The 24,406-nt window shown below is 35.4% G+C and carries 23 protein-coding genes, 13 tRNA genes, 1 rRNA gene and 1 pseudogene; 2 read left to right on the plus strand and 36 right to left on the minus strand.

The genetic code is table 11. The annotated features are described in order from the left end of the window. Positions 1-37: 37 nt before the first annotated feature. Entirely contained in the window at positions 38-619 is a 582-nt protein-coding gene (locus ACTQ54_RS08290; protein WP_441755872.1) for a MarR family winged helix-turn-helix transcriptional regulator, read from the minus strand. A gap of 154 nt (positions 620-773) precedes the next feature. Between ACTQ54_RS08290 and ACTQ54_RS08295 the strand changes: the two genes are divergently transcribed. Beyond that, positions 774-846, plus strand: a tRNA-Thr gene (locus tag ACTQ54_RS08295). 84 nt (positions 847-930) lie between these two features. Here ACTQ54_RS08295 and ACTQ54_RS08300 read toward each other — a convergent pair. The 7 genes from ACTQ54_RS08300 to ACTQ54_RS08330 all read right to left on the minus strand — a co-directional run bounded on the left by ACTQ54_RS08300 (position 931) and on the right by ACTQ54_RS08330 (position 4,770). Beyond that, positions 931-1,302, minus strand: coding sequence for a RidA family protein (locus tag ACTQ54_RS08300; protein ID WP_441755874.1), 372 nt, complete (start codon positions 1,300-1,302; stop codon positions 931-933). A 109-nt stretch (positions 1,303-1,411) separates the two neighbouring features. After that, positions 1,412-1,537: a hypothetical protein gene (locus ACTQ54_RS08305; RefSeq protein ID WP_441755876.1), complete on the minus strand. Its 126-nt coding sequence runs from the start codon at positions 1,535-1,537 to the stop codon at positions 1,412-1,414. 54 nt (positions 1,538-1,591) lie between these two features. After that, the gene (locus tag ACTQ54_RS08310; RefSeq protein WP_441755878.1) at positions 1,592-1,786 is read right to left on the minus strand and encodes a hypothetical protein; all 195 of its coding nucleotides are present in this window, start codon (positions 1,784-1,786) and stop codon (positions 1,592-1,594) included. 2 nt (positions 1,787-1,788) lie between these two features. Beyond that, positions 1,789-1,962, minus strand: coding sequence for a hypothetical protein (locus ACTQ54_RS08315; RefSeq protein WP_441755880.1), 174 nt, complete (start codon positions 1,960-1,962; stop codon positions 1,789-1,791). Between the two features lie 150 nt (positions 1,963-2,112). Continuing rightward, on the minus strand, positions 2,113-2,289 hold the full coding sequence (locus tag ACTQ54_RS08320) for a hypothetical protein (RefSeq protein WP_441755882.1): 177 nt from the start codon (positions 2,287-2,289) through the stop codon (positions 2,113-2,115). Between the two features lie 75 nt (positions 2,290-2,364). Next, positions 2,365-3,576 (minus strand): amidohydrolase, encoded by a 1,212-nt coding sequence (locus tag ACTQ54_RS08325; protein ID WP_441755884.1) that lies wholly within the window; start codon positions 3,574-3,576, stop codon positions 2,365-2,367. Positions 3,577-3,603: 27 nt separating this feature from the next. Next, positions 3,604-4,770 (minus strand): MalY/PatB family protein, encoded by a 1,167-nt coding sequence (locus ACTQ54_RS08330; RefSeq protein ID WP_441755886.1) that lies wholly within the window; start codon positions 4,768-4,770, stop codon positions 3,604-3,606. 321 nt (positions 4,771-5,091) lie between these two features. Between ACTQ54_RS08330 and ACTQ54_RS08335 the strand changes: the two genes are divergently transcribed. Then, entirely contained in the window at positions 5,092-5,619 is a 528-nt protein-coding gene (locus tag ACTQ54_RS08335) for an NADPH-dependent FMN reductase (RefSeq protein ID WP_441755888.1), read from the plus strand. 58 nt (positions 5,620-5,677) lie between these two features. Here ACTQ54_RS08335 and ACTQ54_RS08340 read toward each other — a convergent pair whose 3' ends face one another. The 28 genes and pseudogenes from ACTQ54_RS08340 to rrf form a co-directional block, all read right to left on the minus strand. Beyond that, complete coding sequence (locus ACTQ54_RS08340) at positions 5,678-6,298, minus strand: DUF624 domain-containing protein (RefSeq protein ID WP_441755890.1); 621 nt, start codon at positions 6,296-6,298, stop codon at positions 5,678-5,680. Between the two features lie 23 nt (positions 6,299-6,321). Next, positions 6,322-7,434, minus strand: a complete 1,113-nt coding sequence (locus ACTQ54_RS08345) for a DUF4185 domain-containing protein (RefSeq protein WP_441755892.1) — start codon at positions 7,432-7,434, stop codon at positions 6,322-6,324. Further along, positions 7,412-9,397: a hypothetical protein gene (locus ACTQ54_RS08350; RefSeq protein ID WP_441755894.1), complete on the minus strand. Its 1,986-nt coding sequence runs from the start codon at positions 9,395-9,397 to the stop codon at positions 7,412-7,414. Before ACTQ54_RS08350 ends, ACTQ54_RS08345 begins: the two co-directional genes overlap by 23 nt. Before the next feature lie 24 nt (positions 9,398-9,421). After that, positions 9,422-10,522 (minus strand): glycoside hydrolase family 172 protein, encoded by a 1,101-nt coding sequence (locus ACTQ54_RS08355; protein ID WP_441755896.1) that lies wholly within the window; start codon positions 10,520-10,522, stop codon positions 9,422-9,424. 408 nt (positions 10,523-10,930) lie between these two features. Beyond that, entirely contained in the window at positions 10,931-11,851 is a 921-nt protein-coding gene (gene rbsK, locus ACTQ54_RS08360; protein WP_441755898.1) for a ribokinase, read from the minus strand. Beyond that, positions 11,848-12,459 (minus strand): KpsF/GutQ family sugar-phosphate isomerase, encoded by a 612-nt coding sequence (locus tag ACTQ54_RS08365; protein ID WP_441755900.1) that lies wholly within the window; start codon positions 12,457-12,459, stop codon positions 11,848-11,850. The genes rbsK and ACTQ54_RS08365 overlap by 4 nt, the downstream gene beginning before the upstream one ends. A 19-nt stretch (positions 12,460-12,478) precedes the next feature. After that, positions 12,479-13,462: a LacI family DNA-binding transcriptional regulator gene (locus tag ACTQ54_RS08370; protein WP_441755901.1), complete on the minus strand. Its 984-nt coding sequence runs from the start codon at positions 13,460-13,462 to the stop codon at positions 12,479-12,481. A 367-nt stretch (positions 13,463-13,829) separates the two neighbouring features. Then, on the minus strand, positions 13,830-15,068 hold the full coding sequence (locus tag ACTQ54_RS08375; RefSeq protein WP_441755903.1) for a DUF1015 domain-containing protein: 1,239 nt from the start codon (positions 15,066-15,068) through the stop codon (positions 13,830-13,832). 17 nt (positions 15,069-15,085) lie between these two features. Beyond that, positions 15,086-16,255: a 3-phosphoglycerate dehydrogenase family protein gene (locus ACTQ54_RS08380; protein ID WP_441755905.1), complete on the minus strand. Its 1,170-nt coding sequence runs from the start codon at positions 16,253-16,255 to the stop codon at positions 15,086-15,088. Positions 16,256-16,260: 5 nt separating this feature from the next. Continuing rightward, entirely contained in the window at positions 16,261-17,340 is a 1,080-nt protein-coding gene (gene serC / locus ACTQ54_RS08385; protein WP_441755907.1) for a 3-phosphoserine/phosphohydroxythreonine transaminase, read from the minus strand. A 195-nt stretch (positions 17,341-17,535) separates the two neighbouring features. Beyond that, positions 17,536-18,342, minus strand: coding sequence for a carbohydrate ABC transporter permease (locus ACTQ54_RS08390; RefSeq protein ID WP_441755923.1), 807 nt, complete (start codon positions 18,340-18,342; stop codon positions 17,536-17,538). A 54-nt stretch (positions 18,343-18,396) separates the two neighbouring features. Continuing rightward, a pseudogene (locus ACTQ54_RS08395) lies at positions 18,397-19,226 on the minus strand (carbohydrate ABC transporter permease). 191 nt (positions 19,227-19,417) lie between these two features. Further along, the gene (locus ACTQ54_RS08400; RefSeq protein WP_441755909.1) at positions 19,418-20,749 is read right to left on the minus strand and encodes an ABC transporter substrate-binding protein; all 1,332 of its coding nucleotides are present in this window, start codon (positions 20,747-20,749) and stop codon (positions 19,418-19,420) included. Between the two features lie 341 nt (positions 20,750-21,090). Beyond that, positions 21,091-21,417 (minus strand): DUF624 domain-containing protein, encoded by a 327-nt coding sequence (locus ACTQ54_RS08405; protein WP_441755911.1) that lies wholly within the window; start codon positions 21,415-21,417, stop codon positions 21,091-21,093. 184 nt (positions 21,418-21,601) lie between these two features. Continuing rightward, entirely contained in the window at positions 21,602-22,912 is a 1,311-nt protein-coding gene (locus ACTQ54_RS08410) for an alpha-glucosidase/alpha-galactosidase (protein WP_441755913.1), read from the minus strand. Between the two features lie 228 nt (positions 22,913-23,140). Next, positions 23,141-23,224 (minus strand) — tRNA-Leu (locus tag ACTQ54_RS08415). 37 nt (positions 23,225-23,261) lie between these two features. Then, positions 23,262-23,333, minus strand: a tRNA-Cys gene (locus ACTQ54_RS08420). Positions 23,334-23,362: 29 nt separating this feature from the next. Then, a tRNA-Gln gene (locus ACTQ54_RS08425) sits at positions 23,363-23,434 on the minus strand. A 21-nt stretch (positions 23,435-23,455) separates the two neighbouring features. Next, positions 23,456-23,528: transfer RNA gene (locus ACTQ54_RS08430), tRNA-His, on the minus strand. 16 nt (positions 23,529-23,544) lie between these two features. Next, positions 23,545-23,615: transfer RNA gene (locus tag ACTQ54_RS08435), tRNA-Trp, on the minus strand. 45 nt (positions 23,616-23,660) lie between these two features. Then, positions 23,661-23,741 (minus strand) — tRNA-Tyr (locus tag ACTQ54_RS08440). A gap of 2 nt (positions 23,742-23,743) precedes the next feature. After that, a tRNA-Phe gene (locus tag ACTQ54_RS08445) sits at positions 23,744-23,816 on the minus strand. Positions 23,817-23,831: 15 nt separating this feature from the next. After that, positions 23,832-23,904: transfer RNA gene (locus ACTQ54_RS08450), tRNA-Asp, on the minus strand. A gap of 10 nt (positions 23,905-23,914) precedes the next feature. Beyond that, positions 23,915-23,987: transfer RNA gene (locus ACTQ54_RS08455), tRNA-Val, on the minus strand. Positions 23,988-24,008: 21 nt separating this feature from the next. Continuing rightward, positions 24,009-24,080 (minus strand) — tRNA-Glu (locus ACTQ54_RS08460). Between the two features lie 24 nt (positions 24,081-24,104). After that, positions 24,105-24,192, minus strand: a tRNA-Ser gene (locus tag ACTQ54_RS08465). Between the two features lie 19 nt (positions 24,193-24,211). After that, positions 24,212-24,284: transfer RNA gene (locus ACTQ54_RS08470), tRNA-Asn, on the minus strand. A 17-nt stretch (positions 24,285-24,301) separates the two neighbouring features. After that, positions 24,302-24,406 (minus strand): 5S ribosomal RNA (gene rrf / locus ACTQ54_RS08475); the annotation flags it as partial.

Consider the following 24,406-nt stretch of genomic DNA (forward strand, 5'->3'; position numbering starts at 1 on the left):
TTTCTCAAAAATACACTGAGAAAAGAAGTTTTTTTGTTTATAGATCTTGATTTTGTTCTAAAATTTCATGGTAGGATTCGCAAATTGCAAAAAAAGCTGCCATTTCAACTGGAGTGAATTTCTTAAATAACTTTTTATGGGTCTTTACGATATCCACATTATCATATCTACTGTGTGCAAGAGCAGTTTGCTCTCCTAGTTCAGTTAATGATAAGTGGTATGATTTACGGTCTTCAGGATTTACAGACCGTTCAACCAATTGCTTACTCTCCAGTTTACTAATAATTTGAGATATTGCACTACGCGTTCTTTTCCACTTATCAGCCAAAGCAGAAGCGGTCTGATCTTCAACACTCATGATGTCTTGCAAAATGTGGGCTTCAATCATCGTTAACTCGATCCCGGTCCCATAGTCTTTACCAACAGAAAAATATTTAGAGTAAGATAAAATTAAATCATACATTGGCTGCATAATACTATCTAATTTTTTGTATCTTTCAATTGTTTTCTCCATATCTTCATCTTCTGGTACCCAAGTAGAAATCACTTCATTTTCGTAGACTTCTAGTTGGTCTTTATATTTCTGTATGTCGATACTTCCATGTAAATTTTCAGTCATAGTTATCACATCCTTACTTTATTCAGATTTTCCATTTTATGATAGCAAATTGATGACTGAGAAACGGATTGTTTTTCTATAAACTTTATTAATGATTCGGCTTTACAAATCACTTTTTCAGGAATATAATATCTTTTATAACAAATTTATCCAAGCCGGATTAGCTCAGCTGGTAGAGCATCGCACTCGTAACGCGGAGGTCACAGGTTCAAATCCTGCATCCGGCATTTAATACGTTTAAAAAATCCACACTATTCATTTTATTGATAGTGTGGATTTTGTCTATCTGAAAGTTATTTATTTATGAAAGATTAATTTCTTACTGCTATAACTTCAATTTCCACAAGCCCACCTAAAGGCAGATCTTTGACTGCAAAAGCTGAACGAGCTGGGAAAGGTTCGTTAAAGTATTGGCTATACACTTCATTTACCGCTTGGAAATCAGCGATGTCATCTAAAAGAACAAGTGTTTTAACGACGTTTTCTAAACCTAAGCCTGCTTCTTCCAATACAGCTTTTATATTTTTAAAGGAATTATGCGCTTGTTCAACGACATTGTCTGCCATTTTGCCATCGGGAGTCATTCCTAATTGGCCTGATAAGAAGACAATATTTCCGGTATCAATAGCTTGTGAGTAAGGTCCCACAGCTTGTGGTGCGTTATTCGTTTGAATTTTTTTCATAAATTTATCCTTTCAATTTAACAAGAGTGACAATTTTATGCCCAATTAAGTCACGTTAATATATATAATATTATAGCTGCTACTACCATAAATACAACTATAATCGGTGTTACCCAGCGAAACCAATGAAGCCCATTGCACTAATTCCTTTTGCTACAGAATTACCGATATCATTCATAGACATTCCACTAGTAATACCCATTAGCATCGCTGCTACTAAGTTTGCTCCCGTCATTACCGCTAAGACACTACCTTCTCCAGTAATACCGTAGTATACGATTACTAAGAATTACCCAATAAATAGCGCTAGTGTTAAGATTGTTCTCCAGCTAAGGTCAGTGTTAGCATTGATATTCTGATCGTCTGCATTAGATTTAGTAAAATCACCAACTACAGCATACATAAGAGATTTTTCTGGATCTGCTTGGATTTTCTTAACATAGCGCAATAAGTAGAATAGTCCAATTAACATGAATACATTCATAATTAAAAGACGAACAAAAAATCCAGAATAAGCTGAACGCCTGCTAACATTTGCGGAACGACCGCTGTATTTGGTCCTGTACCAAATACAATCATAGAAGGGAATAAAGTAATACCTAAAGCTACAATCGGATCTAGTTTTAGTCGTTTAGAAAATAGCACACCAATCGGAACCATCGCAACTAAAGCATCTGAACCAGCAAACCCACCGATATAAGTTAATAATACGAATAAGATGGTAATTAAAGGAACGACACTCGATCCTTCTAGTTTTGCTACAGCTCAGTCAAGCACATCAGTTGCCATTACTGAAAAGATAACAGCTGCCTAACTAATTAATCCGTCCATTAAGAGCATCAACATATCTAAAATACTTACTGGTGTCTGCTCATCTAAATAACTAAACTGATCATCGGTTAAAATATTTCCAGCAGTATCTCTAGCGTATTGTCCTGCTGGTATGATATATGTTAAAAGCGTCACTACTAATAAAAGACCAACCATTATCCACTATAGGTGAGGTATGGTAATTTTTTTGTTTTGTTTGAGTCATCGATTTCTTCTACCTATCCTAGGTTCTTAGTTTGCTAAATAGTCAGCAGTGAATTTAACCATTGTTCCAATAGCATATTTTAATGAAGCATCATCCATATCGAAGTAGTCATTATGGTGTTCTGCCCCACTACCTAGTTCCTCATTTTTGATTCCAACGAATGAGAATACAGAAGGTGCAATTTTGCTATAGTGTGAAAATGTCTCAGAAGCATACCATTTTACATCTTCAGCAAAGCTTCCAGGGAATAACTCTTCAACACCTGATCTGACTTGTAACGCCAACGCTTCATCATTTAGAACCGGAACAGTTTGTGGGCCTGATACTTTTTCTTCATTAATTGTACAATTGTGTACTGCAGCTACACCATTTGCAATTCGCATTAGCATCTCATAGGCTTTAGTACCTTCTTCAACGTTGAAGTAACGTAACGATCCAGCAATCTTCGCTTTATCAGCAAAAACATTATTTGCTGTACCAGCATTGAATTGAGTAATACCTAATGTAACAGTTTCTTCAACATTTAATTGGTTATTCCATGCTGTACTTATACTATTTAAAATATCAACCCCAGCAAACAATGGGTTAATAGATAAGTCAGGTCTTGACCCGTGTCCACCTTTTCCAATGATTTCAAAATCAATTACAGCAACTGCAGCCATTACTGGTCCAACGTTAGCTGATACTTTACCAACGTCTAAGAATGACGCTAAGTGGTTACCATAGATAGCATCAATTCCACGACCTTCTAAATGCTTAAGCATAGCTGCAATACCTGTACCAATTTCTTCACCTTCTTCAAAGATAAAGATAATTTTTCCAGATAATTGATCTTCAATTTCTTTAATAATTTTTGCTGTATAAAGTAATGTTGTCATATGTCCGTCATGACCACAAGCGTGCATTGCACCATCGTTTTCAGAACGTACTAGACGTTTTTGAGCTAAGTTATCTTCTGTTTCTTGAACTGGTAAAGCATCAATATCGGTACGTAAACCAATTGTTTTACCTGGTCGGCCAGTGTCTAATGTTGCTGTAAATCCTGTTCCCCCACTTCTTTCGTCTCTTGCAACTTCTTCAATTTCATAACCTAAATTCGTCATGAATTCTTTAAGATATTTACTTGTTTCAAATTCTTTACCTGATAATTCTGGGTATTTGTGTAAGTGATGACGAATTTCAACTGCTTCATCATTATATTGATCTACTAATTTTAAAATTGTTTCATTTAAGCTCATTTTATGGTTCCTTTTTGTTTGTATTATTTATTTAAATGTCTTAACAATACGATTGATTGCTTCTTCTAAAGTTGAACGTGAGCATGCTAAGTTAAAGCGCATGTAACCTTCCCCTTCATCTCCAAACCAATGACCACTATCTAAACCAACTTTTGCTTCATGAACCATTTTGTGATCTAACTCTTCTCTTGTTAAACCAAATTTACTAAAGTCAGCAAATGCTAAATAAGTTGCTTCTAATTTTAATACATCAACTCTTAATTCTGCTCCTAATCTTTCTTTTAAATACTCATAGTTAGCATAGATATATTTGATTAACTCATCTAGCCATTCTTCAGAATCGTTATATGCAGCTATTACTGCTGCTAGAGAATATGGGTTATGAATTCCAATACCTAATTGCTCAATTGTACGACTAAATGGATGACGTAATTTATCATCTGGAATAACGATTCCTGACCATTGTGTTCCAGCTAAGTTAAATGTTTTACTTGGTGAAATACATGTAATAACTTTATCTGAATAATCTTTTCCTAAATTACCTACAGTAGTATATTCTACCCCTGGCATAATAAGGTCACCGTGAATTTCATCGACAATGACTAATAAATCATTTTCAAAAGCAATATCTAGCATACGTTTTAATTCATCTGCTTTATATACTTTACTTAGTGGATTATGTGGTGAACAAAGGATAAACATGGTTGTGTTAGGATCTTTGGCTTTTTCTTCAAAGTCAGAAAAGTCAACTTCAAAGTCATGACCATTTTTAACTAAACTGCTTGAAACAACTTTACGACCATTATTTACAATTGCATTGGTAAATGGATAGTAAACTGGACGTTGGATTAAAACTCCATCTCCTGGTCTTGTAAAGGTTTGAACTGCCAAATTAAGGGCAAAAACAATTCCTTGTGTATTGACAACTGTTTTATAATCTAAATCCCAATTATGACGGCGTGACATCCAATTAGCTAACGCTTTATTAGCTTCGTCTGTACCAGAATATCCGATAATGCCATGATCAACGACCTTTTGTAGAGCTTCTGTAATAGCAGGTGCTATTTTGAAATCCATATCTGCTACCCATAATGGTAAAACGTCTTTACTACCAAAGGTTGCCTGAAGCGATTCATCATCCCATTTCATGGACATAGTACCTTTTCTGTCTATAAATTCATCAAAATTGTACATTCAAATTTTCTCCTCTTTAATTTATATATATTTTCGAACAATATTAGTTAAGACGTTTAATTGTTCAGTAGCTTAACTAATGAAAATATAACACAAATATTTTGCACTTACAACCTCTTACATAACATTTTTTTATAAATATTGATGAAAATTAATGAAAACAAATAAGCACAAAGTTTGAAGCAATAAAATTCTTTTTCGATTTAAAATCTAAAATTATATTTCGTTTTCGAAATAGATTGACATTCAAATGTACGTTTGATAATATAATTATAGAGTTCATTTGAATGATAAAAAATTATTTATACGGAGGTATTTATTATGAAGTTTGGTATTATTTTAGGTTCTACTCGTGAAGGTCGTGTAAGTCCACAAGTTGGGGAATATATTTATAACATTGCAGCGCAACGCGAAGATCACTCATTTGAAATTGTGGATATTGCTGATTACAATTTGCCGTTTATAGGTACTGGCGAAGCAAATCCAGCTTGGAATGCAAAAATTGATGAATTAGATGGTTACATCTTTATCGTACAAGAATATAACCATGCTTTATCGGCGGCATTGAAAAATGCACTCGATAGTGCCCGTTCTGAGTGGTTTAATAAAGCTGCTGGGATTGTTTCATATGGTTCAGGTAGCGGAATTCGTGCTGCAGAACAAGTTCGTCAAATTTTAGGTGAGCAATATGTTGCGGATGTTAGAACGAACCCTGCTTTCAACTTATTCACTGACTTTGAAAACTTCACTAATTTCAAACCTGGCGCACATATGGAAGCTGGCGTAAATGATATGTTAGATGAATTAATTTTATGGTCAATGGCTTTTGAAACCATCCGTTATAAATAATTAAACAGCAAAAAATCGTAAGTGCCTAATACTATACAAGCACTTACGATTTTTATTATTAATTACCCTCTAGCTGCTTTTGCTTCTGTTGGATTTTCGCGATAGCTTGTTTACTGAGTATTAGCCAACAAATTACAATGATATTAGCTGAAAACAAAGGTACAAGAACGAAAAAGAAATCTAAGGCAATCAACCATAAAATAGTTGAAGCAACCATTCCGATCGTTTCTATCGGACACGTTAACATAACTAAAAATGGTTGAATAATCTTATCAAGTCCTTTTAGGGATTGCGTTGCCTTAAACACAAAACTATAGGCTAAATGTGCCACATAAACGATAAGTAAAAGAATAATCCATGGATAGAGGATTTGAAGATTATTCGAAAGAGCGGTTATAGTTGACCAGTAGATAACAAAAGCAATCGCAATATACATAAATCCGTATAAATTACTCCGAATAAAATTCTCCTTGTACAGCCTCCAAAAAGAAGCAAACAACTCCATAAAATTTTGCTGCTGATATTTATTTTCAGAAAGAATTGTAACGAGCGTCAAGGTTGCTGGAAAGAATCCAAAAACGCCTAGACCTAGTAAAAGAAAAATGATCCAATAGATGTTCAGCAACATCCATTGTAGCCCTTGCATCATATATTTATTGAATGTTACCCATCTATTCATCACTAGCTTCCTCTCAAGTTTTATTACTCAACCATTGATACTTCTGCGCGATACAAGAAAACATTATATGGTCCCCATTCAGACATCACAAAATAAATATCTTCATCATTCATTGACCATGGATGCATAAAACTACCATAGAGTTGTGGATAATCTTGACCGGTTGTAACAACCACTTCATCTGTCCAATTATCCGTTAAATCTGTTGATGTCCTTAATACAACAGAATATTTATCTTCATTTAAATACATCATCATATAACGATTGTAGTGGGCATTATATAAAACCGACACTTCACTAACGGGTGCATCTACAACCGCAACGGCTTCGGCTTCATCTTTTACCCATTCCGTTCCATTCCAGTACTCATAGCTCTCAAACTTCAACATTTCATCTTCAACAACACGACCTAAATACAAGCTACCAAAACGTCCTGAAGGCGTTCCGTACATATAAACATAACCATCTTCTTTTAAAAATGATACTTGTGCAAAATGACTGTCACCACCCCATTGAACATCAGATGGTTGCCAAGTCTCACCTTCATCTTCTGAATAAACAATCGCAGAAAAATTGGTATCCCATTGACCTGGATCGCCCCATTTTTTAACTTGCATATAGTGAATGAAATGTTGGTTACCGACTGTCACACCCGATGTTGGAATAGCGGTAAAATCACCATAACCATGCGTTTCTTTTGCCGAATAAATAATTTCTTTGGCATAGTTATCCTTTTCTGGATCCATAATCATGCTATCGATTTCTATTCCTTTCGTTAAATCACGATTTCTAGAAATACCTAGTACATTACTTCTCCAACCCCTTCTAGCACCACCGCCTCCAAAGCCACCCCAGCCGGCATCATAGGTATCACCAAAAGCAATCATTATTTTGGGGTCGTTGGGATCAGTTGTGGCATCCCACATAACACCTAAGTCAGTCGCATCTACATTATATTTTCCCGGCGTATCATTCACATTAGGAATATCTAAATCTTCAATATTAGCCCCTGTTACTTGGGCAACTTTTTGAACTTTATTTATCATCATTTCAGCCCCAGCTGCTTGAGCAGTAATCGGAAATAATACACAAGAAACAATTAAAAACGTTAAACTATAGAACATTAATTTCTTCATCATTGTTCTCCATTCTCAATGGCTTTTGTACATCTAACCATTCAGCCAACGATGCAGATGCCGAACCATTCCCCCAATCGAAAATGGTAAACTCACCTGCAACATCAATATTTTCACCATGGTGAGCATTCTCCATTTCAAAACCAAAGTCTTTCTCGTCAAAAAATGGAAATGTTTGTTCATACAAGTTTTTCACTTCTATGTTTTCTGGACAATACATCATATAGAAAGAAGCTTTCAATGCCCAACTTCCACGATAAAAGTATTCATCATCATTAGTCGCATAGAAATAATGCAAATAAGTTAAAGCGATCAAACTTTGGCGCGCATCATTCCATTCATCATCTGTATTCATGACCGCAAATCCTCCTTGGACAGGAACATTTACATAAGGCGGATTCCAAACCGCTTGGTAGAGTGATAACTCACCTAAAATCTGTTTGCCAATTTCTAAATAAGAGTCTTCATTAGTTATCTGATAAACAGCAAGTAGTGCTTCTGCTGTCCAATAAATAGAAAAACTACACTGATGATATAAACCACTGCGGGGATCTACTTTGCCGTATTGTTTGCCTTCCCATTCACGTGAACAAGACCAGTAGGTTTCAAAATCTTCCCAACGACCATAAGGAATAACTTCTTTAATTACAAAATCCATTGCCCGTTTGCTGGCATGGCGGTACCTTTCATCTTTTGTTATTTGATATAACTTAGCTAATAACCAAGCATGCATGGATGTCTCTGGACTATCCAACAAGAAGGGCGAAATTGCTCCTGTATCCATTTCAACCCAAGCAGGGAAATTTCCATCTTCTTCCTGCAGACTTAAAAGCCTATCAACATATGACTCAACATAATTCAATAAAGCCTTATCTGCGTCTATATCTTCATACCACTTCAACATCCACAATGCTGTCCAAGACATATCGAGCAAATGACCATAATTTTCATGTCCAACTGGTCTTCGATTAGAATGACCCCAAACTCCCGCATTCCAATCACCGTTTTCTTCAGCTGTATACACGGAAGGGAAAAGGCCATTCGTTTGAGGTGCACTCAATGCAAACTGCTTTGCCAATTCACTTTTGTGAATTAAATCCTCATCCTGCCAGTGCTCACCCCAACGACGATAGCCATAAGCTGAACGTAAACTACTAAACCAAGCCTGATTCCAAATACTCTTAGCTTCCCGCCAATCATTTTCAAAACCTAACCCAGGCTTTTGCTTCGCCCTTACAATAAATACCGGTGCCCCAACCCTATTGCTATCTAATTCAAACTCCTGCCAAACTATATCTTTCCAATGCACAAATGCCCATTCATAGGTATAGGTCGCATATTTTTCAAGGTATTTATTAGGAGGGCTTGATTGTTCAGAAGGATCGAACTCCATTCTTTTGCGACCGAAATAGTTCCACATAAAGGAACTAACCGGCTCTAAAGGACGAATATCTTCAATTTTAAGCCACTCGACGAGGTAAAACTTAAATAGCGATTGCCCTTCTTTAATGTCAAAAGGTTGCTGGTTCAAACTATGGTAAACATGGTGTGTCTTATTATAGTGACCAAGTCCATAAATCATATGATTATCTGGCTTGACGTAATCCATATATTGTGGGACTCGGCGCTGTTCTTCAATATAATCAATATCAGGAATCAACGCGAATAATTTATTCGATTGTCTTAATACAATGGCTGGCGATTGGAAAAACAAATCACCAACCACCATCGATTCGAATGGCGCTAGATGCGGCTTCCAAATACATTCAATCGAAGTATTTGCTAAAGGCATGACCAATTCAACTTTATCAATCGACTGTGTGGGACTTTGCCAAATAGCTTCTACTGATATAATATTCGAAATGCCTTCCGTTTTTTCTACATCTCTAAGTTCAAACTGAATATTATTTTGAACAGTATCATACTGCAACCACTCGTTCAGCCAATTAATTTGTTTTTGCATATTAGTTAATTCTCCAATCTAATATTAATAGCCAAAGTAGTCGTCCATTTCATTTGGATTATGACCTAAAATATCAGGTAACGGAAGACGTTCATCAACTGGTAAAATGATTGGGAAATCTTTATGGGGTTCTGTTTGATACCAATAAGCAGTACTTGAATAATCATCAGAACGGTGATTATTATGCCCATGCTCAATCGTTACTTTAATGGATTCATCAAACATAATTGGATCTTCAATATGATAGCGGTAAGTCGAGATTTTTCCTTGCCAATTGGGATCGCCACCTAAAATAATGCCATGATATGGTGCGTGCTGCTCTTCTTGCGGACACCAAGCTGTATTGAAATAGTCTTCCATCCCCGTACCATGTAAAGAAGGAGGCCAAGATTCACCATCAATGAAGATCATGTCATCCCCTTCACCATACCAATTCCAATCATGGGTAAAGTGTAAGTTGTGAATATTCATATTGCATCCAACATAATGCCCTTTTCCTTCAGCTTCTAAAATGACATAGTTGTTTTCACCTGTTGTATTTTTCCCACCAAATGAATAATAAGCACTTGAAACAGTATTTGGATCGATTCCTTTCGTTAATTGACGATGCCATTGCGCATGAAAGCGTAAAGGACTATCAATTTCATGATCATACTCTTCATAGTCAATATAGAAGTAAAACTTAATACCAGTATCGGCATTGCTTTCGATTTCTATCCGAGCCCCATCACTAAATGGCATCGGGAAAAAACAGTTTAATGATTGGCCATTTTCTGGACTCATCTGAAGAGGGGCAGAAACATAATTTTTCGTTATGCCATGGCCTAATCCAAAGAAGTCACCAATCGGAGCTTGCACACTCGGTGATTCTTCTCCATCCCAATACATTCTTAAAACAACTTTACGATGCAAATATTCTTCGCTTACAGCCTCTAAAGGTGCCATCGTCATCCAAATATGCGTGATCGTACCTGTTCCTGCAATTTTAGCGATATCGACAACATCCCCTGGATAAATTTTAAAATAATCACGGTTGCCACCTGTTGTATCATAACTTGAATAACGTTTACGTTTTGCATTGCGTACGCGATATAAATCGCGCATTGAACTACCTAAATTTTCCATTTTTAAACCTCACTTTTAGTCGTAAATTATTTATTTTATTTAATTCCTGAAAGCTTAATCCCATGAATTAAATATCTCTGGAAGAACATAAACAAGATGATCGCTGGCATAGCTGCTAAAGTTGTCCCAGCCATAATCATTCCCCATTGGGAACCTTGAGCCGATCTTTGAGATTAAGAATTAGGAAAAAAATTAAATACATTTACTCTCACTACAATTATCTCTGTATATAATGAGATGCCTGAACAAGTTCAGACATCAAGTTAAAACGAATTATTGTCTAGGTTTTGCATCAATATAACTTTCAATCTGAATATATTCATTAGTATTTGTTTCAAATAATCTTCTACTTCTTTTTCTCTTATCGATACTTCACCTGCATTATGTATACGATTACATATTATAAATTCAAGAACATTCTTTTTGTATAAATTTCTCAACTTCTTCTAAATTTGGAATCGATGGTATGGCACCTTTTTTTGTAATCGTTAAAGCACCAACAGCATTTGCAAATTTTACGGCTTGAATTAAATCATAGCCATTCGAAATAGCATAAGCGAATGCCCCATTAAACGCATCACCAGCCGCAACTGTATCAATAGGTTTTACATTGTAACCTTCAACTATTTCCACCATTTCACGATTGACAATTAATGCCCCTTTATCACCTAAAGTGACAATAACATTTTCGGTTCCTTTATCTAACAAACTTTGTGCGGCATCAACAACATCTTCCATTGTTTTTAGTGGACGACCACTTAACAGTTCTAATTCACTTTCATTAGGAGTTAAATAAGTAATTTTTGCTAATAATTCATTGGATAAATTAACTGCAGGAGCTGGGTTTAATAAGACAGGTATTTGTTTTTTATAAACCGCATCAATGGCTTCTTCCGTTAACTTAAATTCCATTTCTAATTGGAACATCGCCAAGGTCACAGATTCTAATTGATTTAAAAGTTCTGATAAATCTTGCGAATCATAACTTAAATTAGCTCCAAGAACAACAATAATGCGATTGTCACCATTAGATTCTAAGGTTACAAAGCCTACACCGGTTGATGCTTGTGTATCTTTGACAATATTACTAGCATTAATGCCTTCTTTATCTAAAAGATTAATAAATACCTCACCATAATGATCTGGTCCCACTTTCCCTGCCATCATGACATCTAAGCCTAATCGAGCAGCTGCTACCGCTTGATTAGCTCCTTTTCCACCAGGAAAAATCTCGAACTTTTCACCAACGATTGTCTCGCCATTTTTAGGCGCTCTTCTTGTTGAAACAACATGATCCATCATGAAACTACCTAAAACTAAAACAGTCATTTTTTATCACCTTCTAACTGACTAAGCTGCTTACCTAAACTTCCTCCCGGATGATACAAGTGAAAGTTTTCTGGCTTAAATTCTTTCATCATACTCAAGGTAACAGCTAATGCATCACCGATGACTAAAACAGTAGTAGAACTGGTTGTCGGTGCTAATTGAAGATGATCGGCTTCTTGTGTATATGTATAAGCAAGTGAAATATCAACATTTTTGGCTAAAGTAGATTGATTATTGGATGTAATGGAAATTGTCTTTGCACCAATTTGTTTGACTGTAGGTAACAAACCAAGGACTTCTGTCGTTTCGCCACTATTTGAAATCAGGATCACAACGTCTTCTGCAGTAACCATACCCAAGTCTCCATGTAAACCTTCCGTACTATGCATAAAGAAAGAAGGTGTTCCAGTACTTGCAAATGTTGCTGCCATTTTTTCGCCAATATGCCCCGATTTCCCCACACCAGTCACAATTACTTTCCCCTGACAAGCACCCAATAACTTAATGGCTTCTTCAAAGGACTCATCAATAACTTTAGTTAAGCTATTTAATGACTGACTTTCATTTTCTATCACTTGTTTAAGTGTATCTTGTATGTTTAGTTCCATATACAAAATCCCTTTCAACTTACCAGTTATATTTATTTTCGTATATAATATTTTGTTTCTCTGTTACTTTTTCTTCCTCCATCCTTTCTAAAATTATTTCGCCAGATAATTTTCCGATTTGATACGGTGATTGAATCACTGAAAAAATCTTCAGTCCAGGTAAATACTTCTGAAACTCAATTTCACCATAAGACCCAATAATCAGATCATAGATGGATTGCTTGAGCAACTCATTCACAGCACCAACGGTCATAGCGTTATTTAATGATATAATCGCATTAGGGAGATATTTACTTTCATTAAAATAATGAATGGCTTCTTTTCCTGATGTTTCTGAATAATCTCCCTCGTAAATCAAATCGTCATCGATTTTTTTGTTGTAGTGTTTCATACAATCTACAAAACCTCTAAATCGTTCTTGAGCAATAAAAACATTCGGTAAACCTGTGAGAACGCCAATATGTTCCACGCCTGTTTGTATAATCTTCTCAGTTAAATCGTAAGCACTTTGATAGTTATCTTCTGTTATTTTATCAATTGGTAGATCAAGTTCTAAATCCCTATCGACTAACAAAATAGGTATATCGCCAGCTGAAATGGTTTTTAACACTTCTTCATGGCTGCCTGATAATGCTAAAATCAAACCATCTACTCTTTTTTCAGTAAACATCCGGAGTAAAGCAGCTTCTTTTTCACTATTGTCTTCACCACTGGTTATTAGCATATTGTAGTCTGTATCTTTTAAGGCATCCTCAATTCCTTTGGTTATCTTCATAAAAAACGGGTTAGCAATATCTTGGATGATGACACCAATCGTATTCGTTTTTTGAACTTTTAAACTCCGAGCAATCGTATTGGGAATATAATTAAGCTCTTCTACAGCTTCCATTACCTTCGTTTTAAGTTCCTCGCTAATATAGCCTGTTTGATTTAAGACTCTTGAAACAGAAGCCGTTGATACCCCTGCTTTATTCGCAATGTCTTTAATTGTTGGATTTTGCATATCATTGATCTCTTTCAGTATATTTTGTTTCTGTAATCGATTACATAGGTTTTCAAAAAAAATAACTTCCTTGGATTTGATTATAAACTAGGTTATCAATAAATGCAAGCCCTTTCATATATAAAAATAAATATCTTCTAATAATTTTGAATGAGTCTTGTATTTGGCGGAAATAGGCATGCGTTTGGTAAACGGGTGATAGGCAAATTAAAAAGCTTTAACGCGTTTAGCAATCGAATGATTAATATTTGTCACAAATTTAAATAGGCCATTATTCAACAAGTTGCAGTTGAATAATGGTCTACTTATTTTTGCTTAGCACCCATGCATGTAGAATAAAGTGCGAATTATTTTTCTGATATTTATTTTAAGTTTTTGACTCCAAATCATGTACAAACAAACCACTTAATAATTTGGGTTCAAACCAAGTGGATTTTGGTGGCATCACTTCTCCCAAATCAGCTACATTTAACAAATCTTCTTTGTTGGTTGAATATAAGGCGACTGCTAAAGTAGCTACCCCTTTATCAACAGCTTCCTCAAGTACATCTAATCCTCTAATGCCTCCGACAAAATCAATGCGATGATCTTGCCGAGGATCTTCAATGCCAAATACTTTCGCAAATATATATTTTTGTGCAATGGAAGCATCTAATGCATCAACAATATCAGTAGATACACGATCAGCTTTTAAGCGTAAATGATACCATTGTTTATCAAAATAAAGTGCGATGACTCCTTGTTCAAACGGTTTACGGTCCTCCAACTTAACTTTTTCTATTTCAAAGTCTGCTTCTAGCAACATTAAAAAATTAGCTGGTAATTCAGCTTTAACGATACGGTTGTAATCAAAAATACGAAGTTGTTGAATTGGAAATGCTACCGCTAGAAAGTAATGATCACTCTTTGATATTTGATTACTTTCTTGTCGCATCATACTGACTTTTGCAGCACTTTCAGTACGATGATGACCATCAGCGATATAAAGACTCGGAACATGATTCTCAAATAAACTTTGTATTTCAATTTGGACTTCATTATTATCAATAATCCACACTTTATGATGGGTATCATGGAAACTTTCAAAATCATAGATAGGTGGATGTGATACTTTCCAATTATTAATAATAATATCAATCATATCTAAGCCACGATAGGTAAGAAATACCGGACTAGTATTGGCATCACAAGCATCCATATGTCGGATACGATCGATTTCTTTTTCATAGCGTGTGAATTCATGTTTTTTAATATCTTTATTCAAATAATCCTCAACACTAGCGGTCCCTACTAGCCCTGTTTGACTTTGTCCTAAGAAATTTAATTCATATATATAGAACATGGCTTTTTCTTCTTTTTGCAACCAATTTTTTTTCAGAAAAATCGTTAAATTCTCAGCTGCCTTTGCATAGACTTCATCTGCATATGGATTACTAAGCTCGGGCAAGTCTACTTCACTTCGGTCAATATGTAAGTATGAATATGGATTATTTTCAACTAAATTTATGGCTTCTTGACGGTTGATAACATCATAAGGCAAGCTCACAACAGCTTCTACAATTTCAGGATTCGGACGGATGGCTTTAAAAGTTTTAAATTTTACCATTCTTAGTCTCCTTTTAATTATTTTCTTTGAATTAACCGCGCACTAAGTATATTTTCATTCGCAAAAATCTTTTCCTTCATTGCTTCTACAATTTCAGGATTTTCTTCATCAAAATCAATTAGGGTATAGGCATAAGCTCCTCGTGATTTATTGGTTAAATGAGCGATATTTATTTGATGGTCACCTAACTCAGTTACTAGTAGTGTGATCATATTAGGGATGTTCCGATTGACTATGGCTAGGCGGTAGTCGGTTTCAATATCTATTTGCACATTTGGAAAATTCACTGAATTTCTAATATTCCCTGTTAAAATAAAATCAGATAGTTGATGCGCAGCCATTTGTGCTGAGACTTTCTCAGCTTCATTAGTTGATGCGCCTAAATGTGGAAAAAGGAGACAATCACTTCTACCCATTATACTTGCTTCAGGAAAATCAGTTAAATAATACTGCAAAATTTGATTATCAAGAGCCTCTATTACGGCATCCAAATCCACCAACTCTGAACGAGAAAAGTTCAATAAAATGGCTGTTTTTTTCATTGAATTAATAGCTGCTTTGTTAATAAAATGATGATTTTCCTTTGTATAAGGAACATGGATGGTGACAAAATCAGCTTTTTCATAAAGAGTATTAATATTATCCACACGTTTAATTTGAGAATCTAAACGATAAGCTGCTTCCTCTTTTATGTAAGGATCATATCCATAAACCTCCATCCCTAATTTAATCGCCGTATTGGCTACCATATGGCCAATCGAACCTAAACCAATAACTCCTATCGTTTTATCTTTAATTTCACTACCTTTAAACTGCTTTTTTCCTGCTTCAACTTGACTAGAAATATCTTCCCCCATTAAGCCATTTAACCAACTCATAGCCGGAAGCATATTTCGAATGGCTACTATAAGGGATGTAAATACCAATTCACTAACAGCATTAGCATTAGCCCCTGGAGTATTAAAAACAACAATCCCCTTTTCAATTGCTTTTTCTACGGGAATATTATTAATCCCCGCTCCTGCCCTTGCAATAGCCAGTAGATTTTGATTAAAAGGCAATTGGTTAATATTTTCACTCCGCAAAATAATTCCTTCCGGATTATTTGTTTGATTCAGTGAAAAACCTTTTTGCATTAAAATATCCAGGCCTTCATCAGCTATTTTATTATAGACACGAATATCCATTAAACTTATCCCCTTTTTTCTTCTTCAAATGCTTGCATCACTTTAATTAAGGCTCCAACACCATCGATTGGCATAGCATTGTATATAGACGCTCGCATCCCACCTACTTGACGGTGACCTTTTATATTAACGATATTGTAAGCTTGGCAATATTGTATAAATTCATTATCTAAATCTGTATTTGCTGTTTTAAATGGAATATTCATAATTGATCGGTCACTCTTTGTCACCACAATCGGTGAAAATATCTCAGATTGATCCAGATAATCATATAATAATTGAGCTTTTTTGCGGTTAACGACAGCTATTTCTTCAATACCACCTTGTGCCTCTATCCAATCAAGAATAAGCTTTAAACAATAAATAGCAAAAGTAGGAGGTGTATGGTAAACAGAATTATTTTCATAATGCGACCGATAGCTTAGTATGTTGGGAATATTAACTTTCGTTTGAATTAAATCTTTACGTATAATCACCAATGTTAAACCTGCGATTCCCAAATTCTTTTGGGCTCCTGCATAAATCAGGTCAAACTTTGATACATCTAAAGGCTCGGATAAAATATTTGAACTCATATCTGCAACTAATGGAATATCTGCAATTTCTGGGAAATGCGAAAAACAAGTCCCTTCTAAAGTATTATTTGAAGTAATATGAAGATAGTCATATGCCGAAAGATTATTCGACCATGAAGGAATATAGGTAAAGTTTTTATCTTCGCTGCTAGCGATAATATCAACTTGCATCCCTATTTTTTGAGCTTCTTCCATTGCTTTCTTGGACCAATTTCCTGTATGGATAAAGCCTACCTTCCCATTTTTCTGAAGGTTCATTGGGACCATTACAAATTGTAGACTTGCACCACCTTGTAGAAAAAGGACAGCATAATCTTCAGGAATACCCATGATATTTATTAATTTTTCTTGTGTCTCTTCCATTAAATTAAGAAATATATCGGATCGATGACTCATTTCGACAATCGACATCTTTTGTCCCTGATAAGACAAAAACTCTGCCTGAATCTTTTCTAACACTTCTAAAGGAATTTGTGCGGGTCCGGCTGAAAAATTCCAAAGCTCTCTCATAATAAATGCCTCCATAATAAAATATCCATCGCCATTGACAGAGTGCGATAATAAGGTTTCATGTCCTTACGCACTGAGTATAACATAAGTAGAGAGGGAAAACTTCAATATTATGAAAATTTAGTTAGATTTTTGTTGTAAAATTAAAAATTCTATCATATTAATATATAAAGATGATAGAGATAGCTTTTAATATTAACCTTTTGAGCCAGAAGATATATTCATTCCTTCGATAAAATATCCTTGGAAAGTGAAAAAGAGGACAATGACAGGAATTAAAACGATAATAGAACCAGCCATCAAATAATTCCATTGTGTAGCCACTTGGCCTTTAAAAACTTGAAGACCAATTTGTAAAGTATATAATGATGGATCATTTAAGTACAATAAAGGACCTAAAAAATCATTCCAAGCCCCATTAAAACTAAAAACAGCAATGGTCGCTAAAGCAGGTTTGGCTAGTGGAACCATAATCCGAGCCCAAATATAAATATGGGAAGCACCGTCTATTTTAGCCGCTTGTGATAATTCATCAGGAATCGATAAATAAAACTGCCTTATTAGAAAAATATTAAAAGCACTCCCAAAAAAACCCGGAACAAGTAAAGGAAGGTAGGTATTTAACCATCCTAATTTAGCAAACATCACATAGGTAGGAATTAAAGTGACAAAGCCCGGTAACATCATCGTCGCTAGTAAGAGAGAAAAGAGGATATTTTTTCCAACAAAATCGATTTTTGCAAATCCATAGGCTATAAAAGAGTTAGACAAAACATTAGCAAATACAGATACAGCTGCGACAAAAAGTGTATTTAAGGTATATCGCGTAAAATTTGCTGTATTCCAAGTATGAATATAATTTTCAAAATGCCATTCTTGCGGAATAAATGTAGGTGGAAATTGCATGATTTCTCCCATCGATTTAAATGACGTACTAATCATCCACCAAATAGGACTTAAAAGAACAACTGCTCCTAATAGTAAAATGACAAAAATCGTCATTTGACTGATTTTCCTACTCCGTTTAATACTCTTTAAATTATGTTGTTTGCCCAATTAATTGCCTCCTTCATAATGGACCCAACGAGGCGCCATTCTTAAATTAATAAGCGTTAAAATAAATACGATAATAAATAATATCCATGATAGAGCCATTGCATAGCCCATTTCAAAGGTAACAAAAGCCTTATTCCACATATGTAAATTAAAGAATAAAAGGGAATTAGCCGGTCCACCCTCACCATTATTGGACATTACATAAGCTTCTTGAAATATCTGAAAGGCACCAATCGTGCTAGTAATTAAATCAAAGAAAATTATCGGTGTAATCATAGGAATCGTAACATTAAATAATTTCCTAAAGAAACCAGCTCCATCTATTTCAGCTGCTTCATATAAAGTAGGCGAAATATTTTGTAAGGCAGCTAAATATAACAACATAGAACCGCCCGCTTTCCACAAATTCATCATATTAAAGCTGGCTTCGTCCAATTGGGATCATACAACCAAGCAGGCCCTTGTATTCCTACCCAAGATAACACAGTATTAACAAGACCAGATTGTGGACTTAATAATTGCATCCATAAAAAATAAACTCCAACACCCGATAATACAGCTGGCAAATAATAAATGGTTCTAAAAAAACGAATCCCTTTTATTTTTTGATTCATTAATAACGAAACAAAAATAGCCGCAATAATCGATAGAGGAACCGAAATAATCACATAATATACGGTATTCCCTAATGAAATCCAAAATAAGGGGTCACGTTGAAACATCCGCCTGTAATTTCCGAAACCAATAAAATCCATTTGCGATGTAATATCATAGTTAGTAAAACTTGCAAACAAAGAAAACAACAGCGGTCCTAATGTAAAAGCCAACATCCCTATAATCCAAGGTAAAATAAATACATATCCTTGTATATTTTCACGTCGCTTTAAAGATCTATTCCCTTTTTGTTTTTTTGAAGTGATGATTTGATTTTGTCTCATCAATTTAACTCCTTATATTTTATAGATAGATAAAAGTCAGGTATAAAGTGCTTAAGCACCATATCCTGACTTTACATATAAATTTACTCGATTGGCATCATTTGTTGCTCAGCCATTTGTTGAGCAGAATCTAAGGCTTCCTGAGGTGTTTTTTGTCCTAAATAAATTAAGTCAAATTCAGGATTTACAAGGTTTAATAAATCTGGTAATTCAACTGGCACAGGAGCCAGAATCGTTTGAGCTAAATTATCAACGGCAACACGGTAGACTTCGAGTCCTTTTTCTGTTAACCCTTCATTATTAAATGCATTTTGAGAGGCTTCAATATTGGCGACATTATCAAAATTATTAACTGCCCAATATTCTTGCGCTTCAACTCCCGTAAGGTATTTAATAAACTCCCAAGAAGCTTCTGGATTTTCTGCACCATATGGAATTTCAGCAACAAATCCACCTCCCCATGAAGTATGACCATAACCATCTTTAAATTCTGGTAATTCAGCTACACCAAAATTCAAATCAGGTGCATAAGCAGCAATTTGTGAATAATGAGTAGCTTCCTTCACCATCATTGCAATTTTTCCACTCATAAAAGGATCTGCTTGTTGATTACCAAATTCAGCAGTAAAAGCAGTTAAACTATCTGAACCATAGTCTTGTTCAAAATCCATTACCCAATCAAGAATTTCAACACCTTTTGGATCATTAATCGTTGGGACATTATTGTCAAAATCCCAAAAACCATGGCCAGTGGCATTCATATAATAGACATCGCCTTGAATACCATAACGTGGGATATAGCCCAATCTTTGGATACGATTGCCATCAATGATATCTAATTGTTGCGCCATCTCTTTTAATTCATCCCAAGTGGTTGGCGGTTGTTCCGGGTCAAGACCAACTTCTTCAAACATATCTTTGTTGTAATATAAAATCCGTGTATCTGTATTGAACGGAATCGCATAGTTATCCCCTTCATAAACAGTTGCTTCCCACAAATGTTCATAATACTGACCTGCAAAGTCTTCTCCTTCTTGATTAATAAACTCAGCTAAATTTGTATTTTGATTTTTTTGTGCCCGTTGACGTGTTGAATTAATATCATTAATAATAACGTCTGCAGGATCGCCAGCAGCAATCGACGCTAAATTTTTTGTCCAAATATCTCCCCAAGGAAGAAATGTATGAGTAACATGAATACTATCTTGCGAATTATTAAAATCCTCTACAATTTTTTCAATAAAATTACGACGAGGTTCTGAACCCCAGAAAGACCAGAAATCTAATTCAAAAACTTCTTCTTGAGCAGCTACTTTAAGTGGTTCAAAATTTACTCCTGAGAAAAGATGAAGTGGAGCTGTGAGTAAAACGGTAGCTGATACCGCAAATAATTTTTTAATCATTTTATTTTTCATTTTTAAATTCCTTCATTATTATTTCCAAAAAATTTTGAATCAATTGGTACAAACTTTTGCATTACATCAATGCTTCTCAGACATAACTTACATAAAACAAAAGCAGGAAAACTAGCAAAAAAACAAATAGCCAATCCAGTTTGAAATAACCATAAGCCGACCAAAAGTAAATAAGCCAAAACAAGCCCAATTGTTATTTGAGGTTGTTTAAACAACATAATTGCCGCAAGCATCAAACTATAACGACTATTTAACCGAATATTTATTCTAATAAATATCGCTATATGAGCAGTAAATATAAGAATAAATGCAATAACGACAATTGTATAAAACCAAATACTCTAAAACCAATAATTACTAATCGAGACGATTTTTAAATCCAGCCAAATAAGCAATATAACGCCAACTATTGGCAAAGAAAAATAGTAACTATCTTTTAAGTTTGATCTAAATGCCTGTAAGTATTTCTTAAAACTAATCGCTTTATTATGATTAATGCTTTCAGTCATTAAATAAATCAAGGCAAAAGAGCTTGGTATCACCGTCACTAAAGGTAAACTAAATATAATCCATAAAATGTTTAAGTAGACAAGACGACCTACCCAATTCAATAAATGGACAAATGCATTTTGAATAATACCACCTCCACTATCCTCCTCAACCAACACAATGTTGCTGTTAACATTATGTTATATTATCGAGGCAATCTAATAAAACCATATTTTTATTATTTTTTCAAATTTAATACTATAATATTTGATCAATTATTTTAAAAAAAAAAAGCCTATAACCCTTTATTTATTAAGAAAGAGATATAGACTTAAATTATTTATTTTTTATCAATTTGGCAACTTAATGATATTGCGGTAAATATTCTCCATGAGCTTCTATTAATTCATCACATAAAGAAACAATATCATCCATTGATAATTCGGAGTTAGTATGGGGATCTAAAAAGGCTGCTTGATAAATTTTACTCTTATCTAATGTAAGAGCTGCTTCAACTACTAATTCCTGAACATTAATATTCGTCCGGTTAAGAGCAGCTAATTGAGTTGGAAGATCACCAACAAAGGTTGGTTGAATGCCATTTTTATCCACCAGACATGGCACTTCAACACAAGCACCTTCCGGTAAATTTGTAATTAAACCATGATTTAGAACATTTCCAGCAATCATCGTTGGCTTTCCAGTTACGATTGCATCCATAATATAAGAAGCATATTCGTTACTTCTGCTATGGGTTAATTCTCCATTTTCAACAATATCATCACGTCTCTTTTCCCAATCAATAATTTGCTGCTCGCAACGACGTAAATATTCATCAATTGGAATACCAAATCGCTCAATTAACTCTGGATATTTATCTTTGATAAAATAAGGATGGTATTCAGCATTATGCTCACTAGACTCGGTTACATAGTAACCAAAACGATTCATTAGTTCAAAACGGACTGAATCATGATGAGGATCTTCTACTTTTTTAGCAAGTTCCTTGATCGTTGGATAAAAGTCTTCTCCATTTTTGTTAATTTCAAGCAACCAAGCCATATGATTAATCCCAGCAATTTTCCATTGGAAATCATCTAAGTTTTCTGTTTCAGCAATGCCTAGATAACCGAAAAGATCTGGTACACAAGCTTGCACACTGTGACAAAGACCAGCTGTTTTTATTTTAGTCCCCTTTAACATCCCCATTGTTAACATGGCCATTGGATTTGTGTAGTTTAATAACCATGCATTGGGACAGACTTCTTCCATTTCTTTTGCAAAGTCTAGCATAACTGGAAATGTTCTTAAGGCTCTAAAAATACCACCAATTCCAACAGTATCACCTATCGTCTGTTTTAAACCATATTTCTTTGGTATTTCAAAATCAATTACCGTACTTGGCTTGTAGCCTCCGACTTGGATAGCATTAATAACAAAGTCTGCATTTCGTAAAGCTTCTTTGCGATCAAGATATGAAATAATTTTCGCTCGATTATGATTTGAATTTTTATTAATCGTCTTTAACATCAATTCAGATTCTCTTAATCTTTTTTCGTCTATATCATATAATGCCATTTCTGCATCACTTAAACTTGGTGTTAACATCGTATCTCCAAGAATATTTTTAACAAAAACCGTACTACCTGCTCCAATAAATGTAATCTTAACCAATTATCTTATCTCCCCTTTGTCGATGACTATTATTAACTGTTATACTACACTTCATATCCTACCGAATAATAACGTTTACATCAATAGTAATGTTCAATAAGTAAGTAAAACGCATTACTTACATAATCGTAAAAGCAAGCTATGATAATGATATCCAATCATAGACAACAAAAAAGCCTATAAATCATTTCAAAAGATAATCTATAGACTTCTCATTGTAATTCGTGATACCGGTGGTCGGGGTCGAACCGACACGCCCGCGAGGGCACAGGATTTTGAGTCCAGCGCGTCTGCCTATTCCGCCACACCGGCATAATAATGATATTTAATTTTAAGAAACTAAAAGGAAAGGCGGTGATCGGATTTGAACCGACGAATGAGGGTTTTGCAGACCCGTGCCTTACCACTTGGCTACACCGCCATTTAAATGGCTATAAATAGCAAAAAAAACTGGGGTAGCTGGATTCGAACCAACGAATGACGGAGTCAAAGTCCGTTGCCTTACCGCTTGGCTATACCCCAATGTTAAAAAATAATAACAAGGGCGACTGATGGGAATCGAACCCACGAGTGTCGGATCCACAAACCGATGCGTTAACCACTTCGCCACAATCGCCATTATATGTGATATACAGGGGCAGTAGGAATCGAACCCACACCGAAGGTTTTGGAGACCTTTGTTCTACCGTTAAACTATGCCCCTAAGAAGGAGAACAATGTAAATTCCCTACTAATAACATAAAAATAATGGAGGGGGGCAGATTCGAACTGCCGAACCCGAAGGAGCGGATTTACAGTCCGCCGCGTTTAGCCACTTCGCTACCCCTCCAATGGCTTGGGACGGAATCGAACCGCCGACACCTTGAGCTTCAATCAAGTGCTCTACCAACTGAGCTACCAAGCCAATATATAAAATATACGGTCCCGACGGGATTTGAACCCGCGATCTCCTGCGTGACAGGCAGGCATGTTAACCCCTACACCACGGAACCATAATTTCAATGGAGGTTAACGGGATCGAACCGCTGACCCTCTGCTTGTAAGGCAGATGCTCTCCCAGCTGAGCTAAACCTCCAGGGATTTTTAAATTTTCAAATGATCCGTACGGGATTCGAACCCGTGTTACCGCCGTGAAAGGGCGGTGTCTTAACCACTTGACCAACGGACCTTCATATAAATAATAGATAATAAACGGAGAGTAAGGGATTCGAACCCTTGAGACGGGTTACCGCCTACACGATTTCCAATCGTGCTCCTTCGGCCAGCTCGGACAACTCTCCATGCTAACCTATTAAATCACTCCGCAAGTAGGGCTCGAACCTACGACATCATGATTAACAGTCATGCGCTCTGCCAGCTGAGCTATTGCGGAATAACATGAAACACACGGCGTGGCAATGACCTACTCTCACAGGACCAAAGGTCCAACTACCATCGGCGCTAAGAAGCTTAACGGCTGTGTTCGGAATGGGAACAGGTGTGTCCTTCTTGCTA

This window comes from Fundicoccus sp. Sow4_H7, assembly GCF_052115865.1.
Classification (GTDB): domain Bacteria; phylum Bacillota; class Bacilli; order Lactobacillales; family Aerococcaceae; genus Fundicoccus_A.

What these genes read in the sequence shown, in the direction of transcription:
- ACTQ54_RS08380 (WP_441755905.1), bottom strand. Translation starts at nt 16,255, where the DNA reads ATGGATATTCGTGTCTATAATAAAATAGCTGATGAAGGCCTGGATATT.
- ACTQ54_RS08350 (WP_441755894.1), bottom strand. Translation starts at nt 9,397, where the DNA reads ATGCAAAAACAAATTAATTGGCTGAACGAGTGGTTGCAGTATGATACT.
- ACTQ54_RS08335 (WP_441755888.1), top strand. Translation starts at nt 5,092, where the DNA reads ATGAAGTTTGGTATTATTTTAGGTTCTACTCGTGAAGGTCGTGTAAGT.
- ACTQ54_RS08290 (WP_441755872.1), bottom strand. Translation starts at nt 619, where the DNA reads ATGACTGAAAATTTACATGGAAGTATCGACATACAGAAATATAAAGAC.
- ACTQ54_RS08345 (WP_441755892.1), bottom strand. Translation starts at nt 7,434, where the DNA reads ATGAAGAAATTAATGTTCTATAGTTTAACGTTTTTAATTGTTTCTTGT.
- rbsK (WP_441755898.1), bottom strand. Translation starts at nt 11,851, where the DNA reads ATGACTGTTTTAGTTTTAGGTAGTTTCATGATGGATCATGTTGTTTCA.
- ACTQ54_RS08355 (WP_441755896.1), bottom strand. Translation starts at nt 10,522, where the DNA reads ATGGAAAATTTAGGTAGTTCAATGCGCGATTTATATCGCGTACGCAAT.
- ACTQ54_RS08310 (WP_441755878.1), bottom strand. Translation starts at nt 1,786, where the DNA reads ATGAATGTATTCATGTTAATTGGACTATTCTACTTATTGCGCTATGTT.
- ACTQ54_RS08375 (WP_441755903.1), bottom strand. Translation starts at nt 15,068, where the DNA reads ATGGTAAAATTTAAAACTTTTAAAGCCATCCGTCCGAATCCTGAAATT.
- ACTQ54_RS08305 (WP_441755876.1), bottom strand. Translation starts at nt 1,537, where the DNA reads ATGACGGGAGCAAACTTAGTAGCAGCGATGCTAATGGGTATTACTAGT.
- ACTQ54_RS08300 (WP_441755874.1), bottom strand. Translation starts at nt 1,302, where the DNA reads ATGAAAAAAATTCAAACGAATAACGCACCACAAGCTGTGGGACCTTAC.
- ACTQ54_RS08400 (WP_441755909.1), bottom strand. Translation starts at nt 20,749, where the DNA reads ATGAAAAATAAAATGATTAAAAAATTATTTGCGGTATCAGCTACCGTT.
- ACTQ54_RS08330 (WP_441755886.1), bottom strand. Translation starts at nt 4,770, where the DNA reads ATGTACAATTTTGATGAATTTATAGACAGAAAAGGTACTATGTCCATG.
- ACTQ54_RS08340 (WP_441755890.1), bottom strand. Translation starts at nt 6,298, where the DNA reads ATGAATAGATGGGTAACATTCAATAAATATATGATGCAAGGGCTACAA.
- ACTQ54_RS08315 (WP_441755880.1), bottom strand. Translation starts at nt 1,962, where the DNA reads ATGGTTCCGATTGGTGTGCTATTTTCTAAACGACTAAAACTAGATCCG.
- serC (WP_441755907.1), bottom strand. Translation starts at nt 17,340, where the DNA reads ATGAGAGAGCTTTGGAATTTTTCAGCCGGACCCGCACAAATTCCTTTA.
- ACTQ54_RS08370 (WP_441755901.1), bottom strand. Translation starts at nt 13,462, where the DNA reads ATGCAAAATCCAACAATTAAAGACATTGCGAATAAAGCAGGGGTATCA.
- ACTQ54_RS08365 (WP_441755900.1), bottom strand. Translation starts at nt 12,459, where the DNA reads ATGGAACTAAACATACAAGATACACTTAAACAAGTGATAGAAAATGAA.
- ACTQ54_RS08325 (WP_441755884.1), bottom strand. Translation starts at nt 3,576, where the DNA reads ATGAGCTTAAATGAAACAATTTTAAAATTAGTAGATCAATATAATGAT.
- ACTQ54_RS08390 (WP_441755923.1), bottom strand. Translation starts at nt 18,342, where the DNA reads ATGACGATTTTTGTCATTTTACTATTAGGAGCAGTTGTTCTTTTAAGT.
- ACTQ54_RS08320 (WP_441755882.1), bottom strand. Translation starts at nt 2,289, where the DNA reads ATGGTTGGTCTTTTATTAGTAGTGACGCTTTTAACATATATCATACCA.